This is a genomic window from Halomonas sp. BL6, from assembly GCF_006228115.1.
In the GTDB taxonomy this organism is placed as follows: domain Bacteria; phylum Pseudomonadota; class Gammaproteobacteria; order Pseudomonadales; family Halomonadaceae; genus Vreelandella; species Vreelandella piezotolerans.
In genome coordinates this window covers 289,119-309,795 of the sequence record NZ_VDGL01000001.1, presented here as the reverse complement: position 1 = coordinate 309,795, position 20,677 = coordinate 289,119, and the positions used below count along the sequence as shown (strand labels likewise).

General features: G+C 58.4%; 18 protein-coding genes. 10 read left to right on the top strand and 8 right to left on the bottom strand.

What is annotated here, in order from left to right; translation table 11 throughout:
- Nucleotides 1-60: 60 nt before the first annotated feature.
- Nucleotides 61-1,470: a hypothetical protein gene (locus FHJ80_RS01370; protein ID WP_139525270.1), complete on the bottom strand. Its 1,410-nt coding sequence runs from the start codon at nt 1,468-1,470 to the stop codon at nt 61-63.
- A 111-nt stretch (nt 1,471-1,581) separates the two neighbouring features.
- Between FHJ80_RS01370 and FHJ80_RS01365 the strand changes: the two genes are divergently transcribed.
- On the top strand, nt 1,582-2,556 hold the full coding sequence (locus FHJ80_RS01365; protein WP_139525269.1) for a DnaJ domain-containing protein: 975 nt from the start codon (nt 1,582-1,584) through the stop codon (nt 2,554-2,556).
- Between the two features lie 31 nt (nt 2,557-2,587).
- Nucleotides 2,588-3,019 carry a hypothetical protein gene (locus tag FHJ80_RS01360; RefSeq protein ID WP_139525268.1) on the top strand — a complete coding sequence of 144 codons (432 nt, stop codon included), beginning with the start codon at nt 2,588-2,590 and terminating at the stop codon, nt 3,017-3,019.
- On the opposite strand, the gene FHJ80_RS01355 is transcribed toward FHJ80_RS01360, so the two are convergent.
- Nucleotides 2,936-5,362, bottom strand: coding sequence for a mechanosensitive ion channel family protein (locus FHJ80_RS01355; protein WP_139525267.1), 2,427 nt, complete (start codon nt 5,360-5,362; stop codon nt 2,936-2,938). The two genes, FHJ80_RS01360 and FHJ80_RS01355, sit on opposite strands and share 84 nt — an antisense overlap.
- A gap of 126 nt (nt 5,363-5,488) precedes the next feature.
- Between FHJ80_RS01355 and FHJ80_RS01350 the strand changes: the two genes are divergently transcribed.
- Both FHJ80_RS01350 and FHJ80_RS01345 read left to right on the top strand, forming a co-directional pair.
- Nucleotides 5,489-6,496, top strand: a complete 1,008-nt coding sequence (locus FHJ80_RS01350) for an amidoligase family protein (protein ID WP_139525266.1) — start codon at nt 5,489-5,491, stop codon at nt 6,494-6,496.
- 46 nt (nt 6,497-6,542) lie between these two features.
- Complete coding sequence (locus FHJ80_RS01345) at nt 6,543-7,226, top strand: gamma-glutamyl-gamma-aminobutyrate hydrolase family protein (RefSeq protein ID WP_139525265.1); 684 nt, start codon at nt 6,543-6,545, stop codon at nt 7,224-7,226.
- On the opposite strand, the gene tpx is transcribed toward FHJ80_RS01345, so the two are convergent.
- Nucleotides 7,216-7,719 (bottom strand): thiol peroxidase, encoded by a 504-nt coding sequence (tpx, locus tag FHJ80_RS01340; protein ID WP_139525264.1) that lies wholly within the window; start codon nt 7,717-7,719, stop codon nt 7,216-7,218. The genes FHJ80_RS01345 and tpx overlap by 11 nt on opposite strands.
- Before the next feature lie 112 nt (nt 7,720-7,831).
- Between tpx and FHJ80_RS01335 the strand changes: the two genes are divergently transcribed.
- On the top strand, nt 7,832-8,542 hold the full coding sequence (locus FHJ80_RS01335) for a glutamine amidotransferase (RefSeq protein ID WP_139525263.1): 711 nt from the start codon (nt 7,832-7,834) through the stop codon (nt 8,540-8,542).
- Here the strand turns inward: FHJ80_RS01335 and nfi are convergent.
- Nucleotides 8,539-9,243, bottom strand: a complete 705-nt coding sequence (gene nfi / locus FHJ80_RS01330; protein ID WP_139525262.1) for a deoxyribonuclease V — start codon at nt 9,241-9,243, stop codon at nt 8,539-8,541. The two genes, FHJ80_RS01335 and nfi, sit on opposite strands and share 4 nt — an antisense overlap.
- A gap of 133 nt (nt 9,244-9,376) precedes the next feature.
- The gene (locus tag FHJ80_RS01325; RefSeq protein WP_139525261.1) at nt 9,377-11,089 is read right to left on the bottom strand and encodes a DEAD/DEAH box helicase; all 1,713 of its coding nucleotides are present in this window, start codon (nt 11,087-11,089) and stop codon (nt 9,377-9,379) included.
- A gap of 519 nt (nt 11,090-11,608) precedes the next feature.
- On the opposite strand from FHJ80_RS01325, the gene FHJ80_RS01320 reads away from it, so the two are divergent.
- A complete protein-coding gene (locus FHJ80_RS01320; protein ID WP_139525260.1) occupies nt 11,609-11,806 on the top strand; it encodes a CsbD family protein in 198 nt (65 codons plus the stop codon).
- Between the two features lie 96 nt (nt 11,807-11,902).
- On the top strand, nt 11,903-12,382 hold the full coding sequence (locus FHJ80_RS01315; protein WP_139525259.1) for a PRC-barrel domain-containing protein: 480 nt from the start codon (nt 11,903-11,905) through the stop codon (nt 12,380-12,382).
- Nucleotides 12,383-12,459: 77 nt separating this feature from the next.
- On the opposite strand, the gene FHJ80_RS01310 is transcribed toward FHJ80_RS01315, so the two are convergent.
- On the bottom strand, nt 12,460-13,458 hold the full coding sequence (locus FHJ80_RS01310; protein WP_139525258.1) for a glutathione S-transferase family protein: 999 nt from the start codon (nt 13,456-13,458) through the stop codon (nt 12,460-12,462).
- A gap of 81 nt (nt 13,459-13,539) precedes the next feature.
- Nucleotides 13,540-14,460: a LysR family transcriptional regulator gene (locus tag FHJ80_RS01305; RefSeq protein ID WP_139525664.1), complete on the bottom strand. Its 921-nt coding sequence runs from the start codon at nt 14,458-14,460 to the stop codon at nt 13,540-13,542.
- Nucleotides 14,461-15,077: 617 nt separating this feature from the next.
- Here FHJ80_RS01305 and FHJ80_RS01300 point away from each other — a divergent pair.
- The gene (locus tag FHJ80_RS01300; protein WP_139525257.1) at nt 15,078-16,772 is read left to right on the top strand and encodes a peptidoglycan DD-metalloendopeptidase family protein; all 1,695 of its coding nucleotides are present in this window, start codon (nt 15,078-15,080) and stop codon (nt 16,770-16,772) included.
- A gap of 88 nt (nt 16,773-16,860) precedes the next feature.
- On the opposite strand, the gene FHJ80_RS01295 is transcribed toward FHJ80_RS01300, so the two are convergent.
- Complete coding sequence (locus FHJ80_RS01295; protein WP_139525256.1) at nt 16,861-18,492, bottom strand: murein L,D-transpeptidase; 1,632 nt, start codon at nt 18,490-18,492, stop codon at nt 16,861-16,863.
- A 170-nt stretch (nt 18,493-18,662) separates the two neighbouring features.
- Here FHJ80_RS01295 and FHJ80_RS01290 point away from each other — a divergent pair, with 170 nt between their 5' ends.
- Both FHJ80_RS01290 and FHJ80_RS01285 read left to right on the top strand, forming a co-directional pair.
- Nucleotides 18,663-19,391, top strand: a complete 729-nt coding sequence (locus FHJ80_RS01290; protein WP_139525255.1) for a murein L,D-transpeptidase catalytic domain family protein — start codon at nt 18,663-18,665, stop codon at nt 19,389-19,391.
- A gap of 154 nt (nt 19,392-19,545) precedes the next feature.
- Nucleotides 19,546-20,643 carry a CZB domain-containing protein gene (locus FHJ80_RS01285; protein ID WP_139525254.1) on the top strand — a complete coding sequence of 366 codons (1,098 nt, stop codon included), beginning with the start codon at nt 19,546-19,548 and terminating at the stop codon, nt 20,641-20,643.
- The last annotated feature ends 34 nt before the right edge of the window (nt 20,644-20,677 follow it).

Sequence of the window (20,677 nt, the reverse complement as noted above, 5' to 3'; positions counted from 1 at the left end):
TTTCAGAGTAAACGTTTACTTTTTAGCTTTTAGTCGCATTCAATGGCAAAGGAAAAGCGATTAGGTGTCGCGGTTTTCGGCAACTCGCTCGACATCCACGATACCGGAACGGCTCACCACGACTTTCCAACGGGCCAGATAGGGGGCATCTTCACTGCCGGTCTCGCGTATCACCAGATTGAAAAGATGGCGACGTTCGACGCTCTCCCGCACTGCCTGACCCTCTTTGAGACGATAGATGTGGTGTTTGTCTTTGCTCATCAAACGCGTCAGCATCGAGAGGTCGATATGCAGCGTTTCACGAGTGTGTTCGTATCCGCTTAGAAAGCGGGTGGGCGACATATGCGAGCTGGAGCGGTAATGCATGACCACTTCGTCCCGCTGGGCAACGGTGCGCCGCCGCATCTGCTGAATGTCACGATCCAAGGCGGCGTAGCGTTTGTAGTCAAACCACTCAAGCTGCCGCCCCACCAGGGCATTGCGGGTAGGGTCGATATACTGACGTCGCCATTTGGGACGGCCACGACGCAACCAGCGCCATAGCGTGTTGCGCAGATCGTCTTTGAACACTTCCCGCAACGCATAGAGCAGCGCCATGGCCAGTACGAACAGGGCGGTGATATCGCCCAGGGCGCTGCGCAGTTGCAGCACGCCCAGCGAAACGAATGCCATCACCACCGCTGTTGCCAGGGCTTTCACTGCTTTCTGCTCGCCATTACCCAGCTCCAAAGCACGCTGTTTCAGGGTGATGGGATGCTCGATGAGACGTCGCAATAAACGCATTTTATTCGACATGCGAGTGGGGTCTTCCACCACTCGCTCAGCGTTGTACTCCTGCGTCTGACGATACTCCCCTTCGCGCTGACAAACCGTCAAGAAGCGCCGTTTGATGTCGCTAAATCGCCCTCCCCTGGGCATGTGCGCGATCAGCGCCAACAGCTGCTGCTCGGTGAACCAGGAGAGGTAGTTGTCGATATTGGCAAAGTATTTATAAAGACGATCGTCGCTGGGCGGGTTGCGCCGCAGGCGTTTGAGAATGCCGTCACTCAGGTCACTCATTTCCGCGAGCCGTTTGGTCAGTGCGTTGGCCTTCTCATCCCAGGCGTCTGGCTCATCGGTTGGATCGCGACGCAGCTTACGGGCGTCAGCCAGCAAGGCTTGGGTGGTGCGCTCCAAGGCCCCCACGTATTGATAGGCGTAAAGGCTGAGGCTCAAGCGGTAAGAGTCGCTGCCCAACTGGTTACGGCTAGCCAATCGGCTATGCACCAGCGGCAAGTGATACTCGTCGCTGTAGTAGGTGCGCGAGACACTGATCGCACCATGATAAAATGCCTCTTCGGAAATGACGTGAGTGCTCAACCCAAGCTCTTTGGGCACGAACAAATACACATCGAGCGTATGCGAGGTTTCTTCTTTTAGCCGCCGCGATAGGCGCAGTTGGAAGCTATTTTTACGCTCAACGTTGATCACCTCACGAATCTCCTACTTCATTGCCAAACACGATGATATACCATGGTGAGCTCGCCATAGTGGTCTGCTAAACAGAGGCTACGGTTTACTACTTCGCCTTGGAGCTAGGGAATGTCCATCGCCCGTTTTTCACCCTTTGAGCTGCTGCTGCTCAAAAGCCGCAGCCAAGTGGATACGGCCACACTACTACTGCTGGGCTGGGTGCTGGTGCACCGCCAGCACGTCTCGGAAGGCCAGCGGCGTCGCCGCTTGGCCCAGGTGACATCGCAGTTTCGCCACGGACACGAACTGGGGCCGGTGATGAGTATTGCCCACAGCCAAGACCTGCACGCCATTCAGCTGGCCGCCGAGGTGGTACGCAAAGAGTGTTCTAAAGAGCGTAGCCTGAGTGTGATGCACCAAGCGATTACCGTGGCCACGGACGACGGCGATATTTCGTTGGCTAATCATTACATTCTGCGGTTTTTAGCCGATTTGTTAAACGTGACGCCCACGACCCTGGGTACGCTGTTCCAAGAGCTGACCGGCCAGCCGCTGCGCCAGCCGGAAGACCCGAGCCGCGACGCCTACTGGCAAGCTCACGACCCGGACTACTATGCCCGCAAAGCGCGGGAAGAAGCCGAGGCTGCACAACGCGCCAAGGCATCGCAGGCCGAGCAAGAACAGCAGCAGCGGGCCAAAGCCGATAAGCAGCAGGAAAAAAAACAGAAGCAGCAGAAAGAGGACGCCCGCCGCGCCAAAGCGCGGGCGGAACAGTCCAGCGCCGAACAGGCCCGAGCCGAACAAGCGCGTCAGGAGCAGGCACGCCAAGAGCGAGCACGCCAGGAGCAGGCGCGGCAAGAGGAGTCACGACGACGCCAGCAACGTAGCAGCCCACCGCCTCCCGATCGCACCACTCGCGCCCTCGCCGTCCTGGGGCTGACGCCAGGGGCGAGCAAAACCGATGTACGCCGCGCCTATCGCCGCATGGCCCAGCTTCACCACCCAGATCGCTTCTACTCCGAGAGCGAGCACCAGGTCGCTCTAGCGTCGGCGCGTTTTCAACGCATCAAAAATGCCTATGATTATTTGATGCAAACCTACTAATCACTACGCTTGGAAAGAGACTTCCTGGATTATGCGCGACCTGTACCAACGCCTCGCCCTGACACCAGAGGCCAACGACCAGCAGATCAAGAGTGCCGTGGACCGCTGCCCCAATAGCGCGCTACGCCAGGATGCCACGTCCGTGCTCGCCGTGCCGCCTCACCGGCAAACCTACGACACCCTGCACCATACGCTGAGCGACATTGGCCGCCTGCGCGCTCGCCTAGGCCTGACCCACGGTGCCCATTGGCAGGGCGACGTGGCCAACGACTTCTCTTTACCGCCGGATCATGCAATCTCTCGCCACGATGAACTGGTCGATCGCGTCAGCCATGCGGTCTCGCTCTACAACCGCTGGCGCCGCCTGCGCGGGCCATGGCTACTCATCGCCGTTTTCACCGTGGGGGCGAGTATAGGCCTCGCTCTGGGGTTTGTCCTGAGCATGGGGCTTGGCTTGGGCTGACGTGCCGTGGCGCTCCCGCTCGTCCTGACGGATTTCCGCCTGAGTGGGGCGTGGTGCGGGCTTCGGGGGCGTCGGCTTTTTGTGCGCCTCGTCTGCCGAAGAGGAAGCACTCTCCTCCCCTCGCTCCAGGCTTAGGTCGGTGCCGGAGGCGTCTTCCATACGCGACTCGGAGCGTGCCTCCATGCTGACACTCAAACGCGGCACGCCCAGGTCGATCTCTTGCGCTTCCATGCGCTGCTTCAGCAGCAGATTGAAGGCACGAGAGACATCCCACTGCATTTCCGGTGCGGTGCGAAAACGCATCCGCAGGATGGGGCAGCCCTCTTCGAAGCCCTGCACGCCCTGCATCTCTAGCGGCGACCAGATGTAGTGACGCATCATCGGGTCCTTGCGCAGCTCCTGGGCGGTCTCCTGCATCAGAGTAATCGCATCGTCGATTTTCATATCGTAAGGAATGCGAATACGCATCAGCGCAATACCGAACTGGCGAGACATATTGTGGATCGATTCGATGCGGCTAAAGGTGATGATGTGCACCACGCCATCCAGGTCTCGCAGCCGCACGGTGCGCAGCGTCAGACCTTCTACCGTGCCCATATGCCCGTTGATCTGCACGAAGTCGTCCACCGCCAACGAGTCTTCGATCAGTATGAAGATACCGGTGATCAAATCCTGCACCAGGGTTTGCGCACCAAAACCGATGGCCAGACCGATCACACCGGCACCGGCCAGCAGCGGCGTGACGTTTACCCCAAGATTGGCTAGCCCTGCGATCACCGCGATGATGAGAATCGCTACGAAAATGACGTTGCGAATCATCGGCGTGATGGTTTGCGCACGGGCTTGATTTACCCGCCGCCCGCGTGAGCGGGCCGACGAGGTCAGCGCCCGCTGAATGGCCGTATCGGCAAAGATCCATACCAACCACGCCAGTAAGATCGTTGCCCCAAGGCTCACCAGTGCTTGCCCGATGCGGGCGCTGGCCACCGCCTGCTGGCCTAAACCAAACAGCGAACCGCCCCACACTTGCATAGAGAGCTCGGCGAACACCATCCACGCGCAAATATGTGCCAGCACGAACCCGAAACGTTCCAAACGCTTGCGGTACTGGCTGAAGCGGCGGCGATGGCGGCGCTTGTTGAGCCGCTCGGCTTGGCGGCGCAGCAGCCCGGTCACGACTAGCGTCAGCACCAGCAAACTGGCAGAGACAATCGAGCGCGCCAGGGCCGTCCCCACATCCCCCACGGTAATGAAAATCGCCAGCAGCGAGCCGCCCACCATCAGTAGTGCCGGAATATGCCATAGCCCGCCAAGCGCCCGTACCATCTCGACGGCGGTGCTGGCATCGCGTCGCTGTTTGTAGGGTCGGTTACAAATCAGATGACGAATCGGCCGCTGAAATTTGAAGATGAAACGAGCCGACAAGAGCGCTGCCAACATGTTCGCCAATACCGATACGAGGCTGGAGAGCTCTGCCCCCAGCAGCTCCACCAGCCGCGTGGAGTTCACCGCATCGCCCAGGGCAATCAGCGCGCCGATGACGAACAGACCGCGTAGCGCTTTGTGCTGTAACACCTGCACTGCCGGGAAGCGGTGCCCACGGCTAAAGAAGGCAATGACGGTCTCGAAAACCACCGAGAGCGCCCGACCACATAGGCAGATGTACGCCACCACCAATACCACTGCCCGCCCGGGGCTATAGGGGAGAATTTGCCCGATACCGAGCGTAATGGCGAAGGCCAGCGTCCAGGGCAGCATTCGACGCAAAAAGTGCACTGCCAACAGCCACGCTTTGGGGTCCCTTGGCAGGTCCAGCGGCCAGTGACGTCGCGTGGCGATCAAGCGACCAAAGGCGATCATGACGACCAATAACGCGCTCCACACGAAGGCCAACACCGCGCCGTCGGCTATCGCGCGAATGGCTTCTCCTTGATCTGCACCATCGTTCAGGGCGCGTAAGTCCTCGACGCCCTGCACGAGCTGGCGGGACCACTCATCGATGGGCGAGTCGCCCGCCTGAGCCTGCTCGCCAATGTCGGTCAACGTGTCGGCCAGCGCGCCTAACAACCCCTGGCGAACGACGCCATCCTCCTCGGCGGCCTCGGTGCTCACCTGCAGCTCGCGCAGCGAGTCCAGTAGTGCGGTGCGCTGCTCCTCGTTTTCGAGCATCGAGATCACATCGCTCAGCGAGCTCTGAAACTCCTCGTTGCTCACCTCCGCCTGCTCCGACGACTCACTGCCGGTCAGGTTGGGCAGCGAGACACTTTGCGCAGACGCCGCAGAACCGAGCAGCAGGCTGAGTAAGATGCCGACGATGATCTTGGTTATCCAGTGCTGTCGCACGCATTGCTCCCGACATAGACCGGCCAAGGGAACCGGTGATTAACATTGAACACGCGGATGGCGCTCAGCCTCGACGCGTGATTATGATAGGCTGACGCTACAAACGTTCACCTCAAGGATACCGAGATGACGCTGCAAGCCCCACCCAAACGCGACAATAAAGATGGCCAGCGGCGCCGTGTCGGCGTCGAAATCGAATTCGCTGGTTTACCGCCACGCGAGACCGCCGAGCTGGTGCGCATGCTGTTTGGTGGGGAGCTTAACGTGGTCAGCCCTCATCGGCTACAGGTGGAAGGCACCCGTTGGGGAGAGTTCGGTATCGAGCTGGACACCCAATATGCCCACCCCGATAAAGCCCTGCTGGAAGAGCATCACGAAAGCGATAGCGAGTGGGCACGTCAACAGCATCAGCGTCGGGTCGAGTTCCATCAAAAAACCCGAGAACTGATTGGCGACATGGTGACCGGCTTGGTACCCACCGAAATCGTCTGCCCACCCATTCCATGGGACGAGCTGGAAACGCTGGATACGCTCTTCGAAACGCTGCGAGAAAAAGGTGCCAAAGGCACCGATGCCAGCCTGCTCTATGGCTTTGGCCTGCATCTCAATCCCGAGGTGGAGAGCGATGAGGTGGATTATCTGCTCGCCATGATGCGCGCTTATCTGCTGCTGGCCAGCTGGCTACGCGAAGAGATCAAAGTCGATATCACTCGGGAAATGCTGCCCCATGCCAACCCGTTTCATAAAGAGTATGCGCTGAAGGTGCTGGACGCCCGCTACCAGCCGGACCTGGATACTTTCATCGAGGACTACCTGGACCACAACCCCACCCGCAACCGAGAGCTGGATCTGCTCCCGCTGTTTGCGTATCTGCGTCCCAACCACCCGCACCCGCTGCTGCATGGCGAGTTGACCAAGCCGCGCCCGACCTTCCACTATCGCCTGCCCAATGCCCAGCTCTCACAGCCAGGCTGGGGATCGGTACTGGAGTGGAACCGCTGGGTCGAAGTCGAGAAGCTAGCCGCCAACGATGACGTGCTGCGAGCGCGCTGCGATGAATACATTGCCGAGCATGGCAAGCCTTGGTGGGAACGCTTGAAGGCAGCGCTATCGAGGCCGTTTGGCGCCTCATGACTCTCCCCTGCCTTCATTCATCACAGCAATAAGAGACGCTCGCCGCATGCCTCGACCGCTGATCGGAATAACCACCTCGGATCGTAAAAGCCAACTTGCCTGGTGCTTTGACTGGTTTGCCGTCTGGCGACATGGCGGCAAGCCGCTTCGCCTGTCGCCCTCTCGGGCTCTCCCTGACCACCTGGACGGTTTGATCATTGGCGGTGGCGACGACATTCAAGCGCACCTTTACGGCGGCGAAGTTCAGTTCGACGTGCGTTTGGACCCCGCCCGAGACGAGCTGGAGCTGAGCCTGCTCAACCGCTTCATCCCGCAAAACACGCCGGTACTCGGCATTTGTCGCGGGGCGCAGTTGATCAACGTGCACCTAGGCGGCACGCTGGATCCCGATATCTATACCACCCATGAAGGTTTGAAGCGGCGGCGTACCGTGCTGCCCCGTAAAACGGTCGATATCGTCGGCGGCAGCCAACTGTATCAATTGCTGGGCGTCACTTGGTGTCGGGTGAACAGCCTGCATCACCAGGCCGTCAACCGCGCGGGAAAAGGCATCCAGATCGTTGCACGGGATCGCGACGGATTGGTTCAAGGGATCGAATCAGAGGACCACGACTTTCTGATCGGCGTGCAGTGGCACCCGGAGTGGCTGATTTTCAACCGTCCCCAGCAGCGCCTCATTAGCGCACTGGTGACGGCCGCCAAACAGAGCCGCGAACGGGCTAGCGCTTGAGCGCTGCCAGCGCCGCGTCGTAATCCGGTTCGTTTTTCAGTTCGCTCACTAGCTCGCTATGCAGCACACGGTTGTCCGTATCCAGCACGACCACGGCCCGCGCGCACAGTCCTTCCATGGCGCTATTGCAAAGCGCCACGCCCCAGGCCTTTTGAAATTCGCGATGACGAAAGGTGGAGAGCGTTTCGACATCGTCCAACCCTTCGGCGCCACAAAAGCGTTTGGCGGCAAACGGCAGGTCTGCGGATACGACAAGCACGATGGTATTCTCCAACTGGGAGGCCAGCTCGTTGAAACGCCGAGTGGACATCGCGCAGGTAGGGGTATCGACACTGGGGATGATGTTTAGCACCTTACGCTTGCCCTGATAGGTCTCCAGGGTGACATCTTCGAGGTCGGTGTTTGTCAGCGTCATCTCGGGGGCAGCTTGACCTACCGCAGGCAGCGTGCCCGCAACGTCCATCGGCGCGCCCGCGCGGGTAATCTGTTGCATCTACAGCTCCTAATGTATGGTAAAACGTTGGTCGAGGAAGACGTTTTAGCTTACAGCGGAATCACCCGATTCGGCTATCTTTCCACTGCCGCGATACGATAACGAGAATGCCATGGCCTCTTTAGTCATCATCAAAACCGGGGATGCCTTCCCTGAAGTGGTCGACCAACACGGTGATTTCGAGCAGCTGTTCACACGCCGATTGAACGAGGCGCTTCCTTCGGGAGTCACGCTCGAGGTATGGGATGCGCGGCTGACGTCGACCCCACCCGACGACATCGTCGGCGCCGTGATCACCGGTTCGCATAGCATGGTAAGCGAGCAACCCTCCTGGAGCGAGGCGCTCAAGCCGTGGCTGCAGCAAGCCCTTGCCGATGACCTGCCGCTGCTGGGCGTTTGTTACGGACATCAGCTCATGGCAGCGGCCTTTGGCGGCATCAGCGACTACCACCCTGCCGGGCGAGAATCGGGCACGCGCACGGTGCGATTGACCCAAGCAGGCCAGCAAGACCCACTCTTTCGCCAGCTACCCGAGCACTTTCCCGCGCACCTCACCCATGCCCAGTCGGTAATGCAGCTTCCCCATGGCGCCACGATTTTGGCCCACAACTGTCACGACGCTCACCAAGCGCTGCGTTACGGGCCACGCCAATGGAGCGTGCAATTTCACCCGGAGTTCTCTTCCCCGGTGATGCGTGCCTATATCGAGCGTCAACGCGCCGCCCTACGCGACCAGGGCGACGATCCTGATCGACTGCTGGACGACATTCGTGAAACGCCAGACGCCACCAGCTTGCTGCAGCGCTTTCTCGGCTTTATCTAAAGCAGCCGCCTTTGGCTCGCTTTATGGTCCCTCCGTGACGCCAGCCGATCGGCCAACCGGGTCGGCTCGGGCAGCTTGGTGCGTCCCAGACATCGCAACACCCACTCGAGCGACGTTTCCAGCGTGAGCCGATGCCCCGGCGAGACGAACACCGGCTTGACGTTTTCCCGCGAGCGCAGCACGGCACCGATCACCTCTTGATCCGCCATCAGCGGCACCCAATCACCCCGCGCGTCGCCTACCGCGCCATGCGTGCCGGTTAAGCGTGACTTGGCGATACCGATGGTAGGCAGATCGAGCCACAGCCCCAAGTGTGCTGCTACGCCAAGTCGCCTTGGATGGGCAATGCCTTGGCCATCGACCATAACCAGCTGTGGCCGCGTTTCGAGCTTGGCAAATGCGCCTAGCGCGGCAGGAATCTCCCGAAAGGAGAGCAAGCCGGGAATATAGGGCATGCGGGTAGGTTCGCGATGCACCACCTGCTCGACCACGGGCAACTGAGGAGCCGCCTCAGGTGACCACTTCAATACGACCACCGCCGCCCGCGTTACCGCGCCCTCCTCCTCGAAGCCAATATCCACCCCCGCGATATACCTCACCGGATCGATGCGATCACGGCTCTCCAACTGCTTGGCGAGCCGTGACTGCAGGGCAATCGCCTGTTTGGGTGACAGGTTCCATTCGTGTAGCGCAGCGTCCATGCAGGCTCCTTGTATCCAGGTAATGAACATTTAGCGTAGCCAAAAAAAATCCCCCTATGCCAGCAGGCACGGGGCCAGTGGCATAGGGGGATGTGACTCATCGGTTAGGCGCTAACCAGCGCCTAGCAATGAGTTATGCGCGTTCGCGACGGCGAACCGGGGCATCGCCATCGTCACGACGACGGCGCGGGGCGCGCTCCGGCGCACGGTCTTCGCTGATTTCCAGCGGGCGACCGGCCACACGGGCGCGGGCCATTTTCGCCAGAATCGTGGAGGGCAACCCGCTGGGCAGCTCGACCACGGAGAAGGCGTTACGGATATCGATACGGCCGATACGTGCGCCTTCGATACCACCTTCGTTCGCCAGCGCGCCGACCAGTTGGCCCGGCTTCACGCCGTCTTTATGGCCTACCGAGACGCGGTAGCGGGTCATGCCTTCGCTGGGCGCGCTGGAGCGCTCGCGGCGGGCACCACCCGGCTTGCCCGGTGCGCCATCGCGCGGGGCACGCTCTTTGCGCGGTGCCTGAAGACGACCAATCGGCGCTTCGTCAGCACGGGCCATGGCGGCAAACGCGCAGGCCAGCTCAACGGCGTCATGCCCCTCTTCCACCAGGCGCTCGACCAGGGCGCGCTGCTCTTCAGCGCCTTTGGTCAGTGCAGCCACCACGCGGTGATGGAATACGTCGTCACGGTGAGCGCGGATAGCGGCTTCGTCAGGTAGCGGCATTTCGGTCATTTTCTGACCGGTGGCCTGCTCCATCCAGCCCACTTTGCGGCCTTCACGGAAACCCGCGAACGTAATCGCGATGCCGCTACGGCCCGCACGACCGGTACGACCGATACGGTGGGTGTAGGCTTCTGCATCTTGCGGTAGGTCGTAGTTGATCACGTGGGTGATACGCGGAACGTCGAGGCCACGGGCCGCCACATCGGTCGCGATCAACACGTCGACCTTGCCACGCTTCAAGCGGGTAATGGTGCGCTCGCGCAGGCTCTGATCCAGATCACCCGATAGGCCAGCGGCGTTGACGCCACGAGCGGTCAACTGCTCGACCAGCGTGGTACAGGCCGCACGGGTGCGCACGAAGACGATAGCGGCATCGACCGGCTCGACTTCGAGAATACGCGACAGCGCTTCCAGCTTGGCACCACCGTCGACACGCACGAGGCGCTGCTCGATGTTTTCACCTGTGGTCGTGCGCGACTCGATCGCCACCTTCACCGGGTTGACCAAATAACGGTTGACGATGCGCTCGATTTCCGTCGGCAGCGTGGCCGAGAAGAAGACACGCTGGGCATCTTTCGGGGTATCGGCAACCACGCGTTTGACGTCGTCGATAAAGCCCATGCGCAGCATTTCGTCGGCTTCGTCCAGTACCAGTGCGGAGAGACCGTCCAATTTCAGGCTGCCGCGATCCAAGTGGTCGATCACTCGGCCCGGTGTGCCAACGACCACTTGTGCGCCACGCTTCAACGCACCTAGCTGTTCACGGTACTCTTGACCACCGCAGAGGGTAGCCACTTCCAACCCCTGAAGGTTTTGGCCATAACGGCTAAAAGAGACGGCGACCTGTTGAGCCAGTTCGCGTGTCGGCGCAAGCACCAGTACCTGGGGCTCGCGACGCTGCATGTCGAGACGCGACAGCAGCGGTAATGCGAAAGCAGCGGTTTTGCCGGTACCCGTTTGCGCTTGGCCCAGCATATCGCGACCTTCCAGCAACGCAGGAATGGTCTGCGCCTGGATGGGTGAAGGAGTTTCGTAGCCCTGTGCTTCAACAGCAGACAGAACGGCAGGCAATAGAGCCAGATCGCCGAAGCTCGGCGAGGCGACAGAAGTCGAGGTCATTAATCACACCTTGGTAGGCCGGAAGAACCGGCAAAAAACATCGTAAGCGTCTCTGACTCTGTTTTCATGCAGCGCGTAATAGTACGCTGCAAAAGAACAAGGCTCCGCATCGCGGATATCGTCATCAGTGGAGTCGGAGACGCCGGTCGCACCTAGCATTCGGCTGGCAACACCGCATTTGCGGGCCAACCGCTGTGGCGACCTTCTGCGCCGATTTCACCCGTTTGGTGAAATACTGGAGGCGCGCCATCTTCACAGCAATGAACATCTGCAGTCAGTGAGATGTTCCCGCAAACGTTTCGACTGGCGTGGCACGTACTGCTCAGCGTCAGTGATGAACGTTTATCGTCGTGATGGAGGGGTCAACACATGCGAGGAGCGCGCATCCTAACACCCCCCACGTGTTCTGACCAGCCTTTTTGTTTTAACCCATATCAATACCCGAGCTTGCACATGTGCATATGTCGTCTAACCTGAGAGATGCCTGATGACGTTCACGAACTTCAAGGAGTGATAAACATGAACTGGGATCAAATCGAAGGCAGATGGACAGAAGTGAAAGGTAAAGCCCGCGCGAGTTGGGGTGAGATCACTGACGACGAGCTGGATCAGATCGGCGGTAAAAAGGATCAATTGGTCGGTAAGCTTCAGCAAAAATACGGCTTGGAACGTGAAGAAGCTGAGCGCCGCGCGGATGATTGGGCCAACGGTCTCTAAACTCTGTCGTACGTCGTCCTTTCACTAAAGGTCTTAATACCGAATTCACCAAGAGTAGCATGACGCTACCTACCGATAGCCACATGGAGAGAAGCTATGCGTAAATCTATTTTAACGACTGCCATCACAACGGCCCTCTTAGGCGGCATGGCGTTTGGTGTTCACGCCCAAACCGAGCCTCAGGGTATGTACTCCGCTGAAGACATCCTCGATGCAGACGTCTTCTTTGCCAATGGTTCTGGCGAAGAAATCGGGGAAGTCGACGATATTCTGTTCGATGAAGAGATGCGAATTTCTGCACTTGTCATCGAGAGCGGTGCGGTGTTGGGCTTAGGTGGCCGTGAAATCGTCGTCGACACGGACAATTTCACGCTCGAGACGCACACTGAAAGCGATGGTGAAACCGAACACCGCATCATGCTAGAGGCCACGTCAGAAGAGGTAGAATCCTTCCCAACGTATGATCGTGATTGGTGGGAACAGACCAAAGCCAATGCGCGGGATGCGTGGCAAACCACTAAAGAAGGCGCCCAGAGCGCTTGGCAGACGACTCGTGAAGCCGTGAACGACGAGTAATAGGTTATAAATTCGTCCTGCTGTGACAAAGTCAAAGGCCATCCACGCGATGGCCTTTTTGCATTTGAAGCACGGGGTCAGGATGAGTGGCGACGTATTCCCTGGCCTGGCAAACGCTCACGGTCATGAGAACGAGTAAAGTCCAACAGCGGCCCAGCAGGTACGATACGGGTAGGGTTGATCGTATCGTGACTATAATAGTAGTGACGCTTGATGTGATCCATGTTGACCGTCTCGGCCACTCCCGGCCACTGATAAAGCTCGCGTACGTAATTCGAGAGATTGGAGTAGTCATCAATGCGTTTGAAATTGCACTTGAAGTGGCCAAAATAGACCGCATCGAAGCGAATCAGCGTAGTGAAGAGACGAATATCCGCTTCGGTCAGCCACTCACCCGCCAGATAGCGTTGCTCTCCAAGCCGCTTCTCCATGCGGTCTAGCGCATCGAACAGCGCCGTCACGTGCTTCTCATAGACCTGCTGATCCGTGGCAAAACCGGATTTGTACACCCCATTATTGATGTGGTCGTACACATCATCGTTCACGTCATCAATGACACTGCGCAAATCGTCTGGATAGAGGTCCAAGTCATTGCCAGTCAATTCATCGAAGGCGCGGTTGAACATGCGCAACAGATCGGCTGATTCGTTATTGACGATGGCGCCGCGCTTTTTGTCCCATAAAACTGGCACAGTGACCCGGCCAGTGTACGCTGGGTCGGTCATGGTATAGAGCTGATGGTGAAACTCAGCATGGTTGATGGGATCACCGCTCGACCCTTCGTCTTGATGATAGGTCCAACCGTTTTCCAACATCAGCGGACTCACGTGGGACGCGCCGATCAGCGACTCCAGCCCTTTTAGTTTACGCATGATGAGCGCCCGGTGCGCCCAGGGGCACGCGAGCGATACGTAAAGGTGGTAGCGATCGGCTTGAGCCGGGTAGCTATCCCCGTCAGAGGCTTCGTCGCTACCCACCCAGTCGCGCAGCTGCGCGGATTCGCGAACGAACTCCCCGCCATGCTTTTTGGTGTCGTACCACTGATCGACCCATTCACCGTTGACTAACAGTCCCATCGGGCGTCTCCTGCATTGAACGTTTTTCGATGTGTGTACCGTTCAGCATACCCCCGACGGGATAAGGCTCAAGCGGATGTTTTACGGCTGTTCATTCGAGGGAATCGAACGTTGCTCGCATACCTCTTTCACTGCTCGCTTCAGCGCTGCCGCCATGGCATGGGCGGCTGGACCCGCACGATCACGATCACGAAAAATAAGCTGAACAGGGACCTCGCGAACGCCTCCCGCAGTGAGCGGCAGCGGCTTCAAGGCTCCGCTGGCCAGTTCGTCGGCAATACGGGTTTCTGGAATCCAAGCGAAACCGAGTCCGCGTCGCAGCATGTCCAATGAGGTGCCCACATGCCCGACGGTCCAGCGCTGCTCGGCTTTCAACCATCCCGCATTGGTGGACTGACGCAGCGCGGAATCGCGCACCACTAGCTGACGATGTTGGGCTAAATCACGCAGATCCAGCGAGCGCCCAAGTTGATGCAGAGGATGACGCGGATGCGCTACCGCCACGAAACGAATATTGACCAGCGGCTCTCCCAAAAACCCTTGGGCCTCGATACCGGAGACCACTAAGTCGGCACGGCCATCGTAGAGCATCTCGGTCCCCCCGTTCAGCACGCTCTCGTGGAGCTGCACGCGTACCTGAGGATAGGTTTCCGAAAAGCGTTCCAGTGCTTTGGCTTGCGCCGCTGCAGGAAAAATCTGATCGATCGCCACGACGATCTCTGCTTCAAGCCCCGCCGCCAAGCGCGAGGCGACGTCTTCCAGAGACGCCGCGCTTTCGATCAGCTGCCGGGCCCGTCGAAGCAGCAACTCACCCGCTTCGGTCAGCCGCACCTGCCGCCCGATGGGCTCGAGCACCTGGATACCCAACTGTTCTTCTAATTTATGCACCGCATGATTCAGCGTAGAGGGGCTTTTATGGATCGCCTCTGCCGCCCGTGCGAAGCCGCCATGATCCACCACGGCGGCCAGCATTTGCCACTGCGCTAGTGTTACCCGAGACATTTCGATTTCCTCGACGCCATACAGCGAAACCATCCGCTTCATCTTCGAAAAACAATCCTAGAATGCCAGGAAATGAGGGTGAGTACTTGTTTGTTAGCGAATTTCGTTGACTCACTGCTCCGTCTCACGGGGTCATAGTCCCCAAAAAGCCCTAAAGAAACTCAAAGAAACATTAAAATACAAAAAATTACTCTACTACTATTAGCAACTCCACTGGATACGCCTTGCACTCATACGATTGACGCGGCGTTGCATTTTTGAATCGTTAACCGGTGTTATGGACGTTATTAATGCGAGCTTACATGCTGATATGGGCACAAAAAGCTCGTTTATTTAGACGCACATTATATTTCCCTGTCACAAGACTTCATTTGCGTCTATGGTGAAGGTGAATACACCGTTTTGTTCGCTTTAGAAAGCTGCGGCCTTTTGGTTACTTTTGTTAGCAAACGGTGTTCATGGCTGAATAAGAACCCTTCATATTTGCGCTATTCAGCGGAAGTATATTTTGTGTATGAATGTACAGTCTATTCACCCCCTTTCCCTTGGGGTATGGTTCCCGAGTTTGCTTACTTTCATGTTACTTTTATTTCACGAACTCGGCGGCCTATTTACTCATGTTGCGAATCCTCCATTCGCTGCCTCGCACGCACAAATTATTACTGTTACCCGTGGCCACCATGGTCACCGTGCTGGGCGCACAAAAACTCATCACCACCTATCATGACCTGAATCAACCTCAAACACCGCTGGAGAGCGTGCTCGTTCCGCTACCCAGCGACTCAGCCCCCGGCGTCCCGTCGCTTCGTCAAGAGCGAACGCCAGTGGCAGAAGCGATCGACCGCGCTTCTCGCGCCCTCGACGCGACCCGCGAACACATCCCGTTAAGTGAACTCACCGCCACCGAGATCGTCGATCTCGATGTGATTCCCAGTGCCGAAGCGTCCATGGCAAGTGATGCAGCCTCACACGATGCGCATCCTCGGGTCGCGCTGAGCGACAGCCCGTTGGATGATGGCGCGCTGCATATGGCGATCGTGTTAGGCACGATTACAAGCGGCATGCTCAATGTCGACGACTCCGTCGAAATCGCTGATGCCACTTCTTACGAGGATTATGGGGTCGAACTCTACGAGGACGATGTGTCGTTCCTGGAACTGGAGCTGGCAGCCGAAGAGCCGTTCGTTCCTGAGTGGGAAACTCATATCGTCGAGCCTGGCGAGACGTTTGCCGTGTTAGCGCAAAACGAGCTGGGCTTGGGGTACAGCGAAGTGCTCGCCCTGCTGGACGACCTACCCGATCCTCGTATGTTGACGCATTGGCGTGCAGGTCACAGCTTCGACTACCAGTTGGACGAAACGGGCCGGTTGCTGGCACTGCGCATGATGAAGAACACGCGCGAAGGCGTTCTACTAGAGCGGGATAGTGACCAATTCGCCATTACGGCTATCGAACGTCAGGGTGAGCCCGTACAGCGCCTTTATGCCGGTAGCGTAACGGGCAGCTTTGCTCGCTCAGCCCAAGCCACCGGCTTGAGCAGCAGCTCCGTCACGGAGCTTACGCGCATCTTGCAAAAAAAGCTGGACTTCCGTCGTGACAGCCGCCGGGGGGATCAGTTTCAGGTCTTGGTCGAATCTGACATGATCGATGGCGAGACACTTGATTCGCGTGTACTAGCCGTTAAGTATGACGGTGAGCGTATGGACCTGACCGTCGTGCGCAATACCACCGACGATAATTTTTATACGCCCGAAGGCAGCAGCCTCGATCCGGCCTTTGCGCGTCGTCCTTTCGAAGGTAATTATCGTCTTAGCTCCAACTTCAACCCACGCCGCCTACACCCGGTCACCGGTCGAGTGAGCCCGCACAACGGCACCGACTTTGCGATGCCCATTGGTACCCCCATTACCGCGCCTGCGAATGGTCGTGTCGAGCGTGTCGGCAACCACCACGCTGCCGGTCGTTACATCGTCGTGCGCCATGACAACGGCTACCGCACCCGCTATTTGCACTTGTCGCAACCATTGGTCAGCCAGGGCGAGCGCGTCACGATGGGCGAGCGTATTGCGTTGTCCGGTAATACCGGCCGCAGCACAGGCCCCCACCTGCATTATGAAGTCATCGTCAATAACACGCCGGTGAACGCGATGACGGTCGAACTGCCCGAGAACACTAGCCTAAGCGGCGATACGCTTATCGCGTTCCAACGCCAAGCCGAGCCAATGTTGGCCGCGCTGGAGAGTGGCGAAACCGGCACCATCAGCGTGGCTAACTATGAGCGCGATAACGACAGCGACGAAAGCCTCCAATAAGCACTCTCCACGGCGATACAAAAGAGCCGCTCCACACGACGTGGGGCGGCTTTTTTGACACTACCAGTCGTGATGAATGACGAGCGACTTACACTGCTTCGAGCGCTGCGAGCAGCGCCGCATCGCGGTGATAGATATCCTCTCTGAACACTACGTCGCCTTGCCCGTTGGGCCAAGCAGTCAGGTAGTGCAGCGCTACCGGAATACGGTTAGGCAAGTTCACGTTTTGATCGCTGCGGCCATTCGCGATCAGCGTATCGAGCTGATAACGGCTGCCGCTGTCTTGCAGTAGGAGCTGGGCAAATTCCGTTACCCCCTCAACCCTCACACAGCCAGAGCTCAGTGCCCTGTGCTTACGCTGAAAGAGCCCTCTTGCCGGGGTATCGTGCAAGTAAATCATGTCGTTATTGGGAAAACGCACCACGACACGTCCCAGAGGATTGCTGCTCCCTGCCACTTGGCGAAGCATCACGCCTCCCGGACGCTGCCAATCGATCGTGCTCGCATCCAGCGTCTCTCCGGATAGGCTCACTACCTGAATGTTCTGCCGCGCCAGATACTGCTCGTCCTGGCGGATCCGTGGTAGCACATCTTCCCGCATGATGGTCGGGGGGATCGTCCAGCTTGGGTTGACAGTCAAGTGGCTGATCGAGGAGTGGATGATCGGCGTTTCACGACTGGGCGAGCCCACCACCACTCGGGTATCCCAATGCTGGCCATTGGGGCGCGTATAATGCAAGCGATAGCCTGCAATATCGACCCACACGTTGGGCGTGCGCTCCAGCGAAGGGCGAATCCAGCGGGCGCGCTCCAGGTTGATGCGCAGTTGGTTCACTCGTGCGGAGACGGGCATGTTCAGTGCCAGCCGTGTGCGCTCTCCCACTACGCCATCTTCTTGCAACTGGTGGCGTCGCTGAAAACGCATGACCGCTTGCGCTAACTCTCGGTCGAAGCTGCGAGGGTCAGCTCCTGACGCCTGCACGTCGACCATGGGGTAAGCGCTACTATCTGCTGCCAGCAGGTGGGGCTCGCCCCATAGCGTCAAGCGCTGGCGAAGCGTTTGCACGTCATCGTCGATATCGCCGGGGCGCAGCGACTCATCGCGTCTTGGTAAATAGGGCACGCTCATCTGATTGGCCAGCCGACGATAGTGCACCAACGCTTCGCGAAGCTGGGCATAGGCCGCCATATTCGGCCTCGCCAGTGACAGCGCTTGCTCGACCCTCCCCTCCTCGACGGCTTGCACTACACGTGGCAGCGCATAACGCCGCTCAGGTCGCTGCAGATCCCAATTCGGCTCGACGCGTTTAGGATCCACTTTACCGATCGATAGATGATCCAACGCCAAGAGCAGGGCCCGAGTGGCTCGCACGTCGAAATTGGCCTTCGCACGATCGTCCAACTGCTGGCTTTGCTGGAAGTCACTCAGCAACGACGAGGCTTGATAGTCGTCGGGCGTCAACCCGTCATCGGGCAACGTGTTCAACGCGCTGACCAGCGACTGAACGCGTTGAAGCTCTTGCCACGCCGGCTGCCCACCGCGCAGTTCATAGAACGACGCGATGGGCAGCGACCCTTCATGGTGTTGAAGATGCTGCGCGAGGGCTTGCTGCAACGCGGCGCTGGCTGGCTCATTGGCATCGGCCATTATCGGGCCGCTCAGCGCCAGACAGAGCGCCGCTCCTATCGCCCATCGTCTTAGTGGCTGGTGGTCGTTCATCGCCTCTCCTTGCGTTACTATGCTGCGTTGTAATGTGGCTTCACTCTTTTTGCTTACCGTCGTATCAGTAGTTCCCGTTCTGATACACGTTTTTTATCATAGCCGCTTACGCTGACTCTTGATGTATCGACCTCGTTACGCTTTTGACTCCTTCAGCAGGATAACGCCCCATGCTTTTTCGATCACGCATGATGAATGTACTGTTTTCTTTATCCATCGTACTGTTTTCTTATCCTCTTCAAGCCGCTGGCTTTTTCTCTCAAATGGCCGCCGCCCCACCTGCGGGGGTATCCCCCCTTCATCATCAGTTACTGCAGTTAGCGCCTAATGCCACGCCAACTGCCCTCAGGTTAGCGGCCCAGGCATTGAGCTGTGCCGATCCATCCGCAGAGCGGCTGGCCGTCATCGATTACTCGCTGCCATCCACAGAGCCGCGCATGTGGGTGTTCGATCTTCACCAACATCAGCTGCTGTTCGAGGAATTAGTGTCCCATGGACAAGGATCTGGCGATGCCGTGGCCAACGCGTTTTCCAATGTTCCCGATAGCCATCAATCCAGCATCGGTCTGTTTCGCACCATGAACAGTTACTACGGCCGCAATGGCTATTCACTACGCTTGGATGGCCTGGAGCCTGACGTCAACGATCTGGCCTTCGAGCGAGCGATCGTCATTCATGGCGCGGACTACGTAAGCCACGATTTCATCACCCAAACCGGTCGCCTAGGGCGAAGCCATGGCTGCCCGGCGGTACGTGAGGACATCACTTACCCGCTAATCGACAGTCTAAAAGAGGACCAGTACGTCTTCGCCTACTATCCGGATGAAGAGTGGTTAGCCACGTCAGCGTTTTTACGCTGTGAGTCGTCGACGCCCATGCACCTAGCCGAGATGAAATAGCGCAGGCGAGTGGTATGGCGATGCTCCTTTTTTGCGATGACAAGAGGCTGATTTTCATCAGCTAAGGCCACGCTTCACAGGCAAACATAAAAACCTTCTGCAATACTTTGTGACAAAACATCACAAATTGCGTCATCACTGAAGGTACCGGTCAATGTTTGCCTTTATGCACCCCTATCAAACGATCCGTCGCCTGGAGCAGCAAGTCGCCGAGCTACACGCTCAATTGGCCGTGGCCAAGAGCACGCGGGGCTGCCGCACGATTAGCTTAATGACGCCCCTGGAGTCGGTGAGTATGCTTCAGTCCAAAGGCGCGGATATGCTCACTTCCCTAGAAGAGGGCGCCGAACGGCACGCCGAACAGCTTGCCAGTGAACGCGCCACGCTCACCGACCTGTTTACCCGGCTACATGACGCAGAAAAAGCGTCTCAACATCTTCAACAGCAGTGTCAAAGGCACCAGCAGGCCGATACGCATTACGCGGCGCCACTCGCCAGCGACACGGCCCTTCACGAGCTGCGCGGCATGAGCGTCGAACTCGCCCGTATGGCTGGTCATATCCGAGCCTTGGCGATGAGCACGGCACTCGAAGCGGTTCACGTTCAGGAAGCGCCCAGCGGCCTCACCGCCGTGGTGAGCGACATCCAGCACCTGGCCGAGCGCACCCAGCAGTTGGCGCACCAGTTGGATCAATGGGTCGAGCAAACGGCTACCATGCTGAAGGAGGATGCTCGGGTCCTTGTCCATCAACGCGAAAGCGCAAACGCTTTGGCGCGCGCCGCGCAAGACGCCGAACAAGTGATCGAACAGCTCACCGACCAAGCACGCCATATGTACAAGGTGATCCACCACAGCACTACGACGGCCTGTCTACACGCGGCCAAGGTGGAACATGCCGTGTGGAAAAGTCGTCTTTACCAGCAACTATTATCAGCTTCCCAAGAAGTTCCTCTTACGGATCAGCACCACTGCGCGCTGGGTCGCTGGTACTTGGCAGGTGACAGTCGCCGCTATCAGCAAAGCGATGCTTACCGTGCACTGGCCGTGGCTCACCGCCGTTTCCATGAGAGCGGTCTAGAGGCCTTGCGCTATTCCCGACAGGGGGACCTGACCGGCGAGCTTGCCTCGCTGGCGCTCATGGAAGAGGCCAGCGTGACGCTGGCCCAGCAGCTCGACCGGCTGATGGAGCATGCGGTGTACGACCAGCCGCTGCCCCAGACCCGTTCGTCGCCACTGGCCGACGCCCCTTAGTACGCGGGGTAGTTCCCCATTCTTCCGTCCGGCG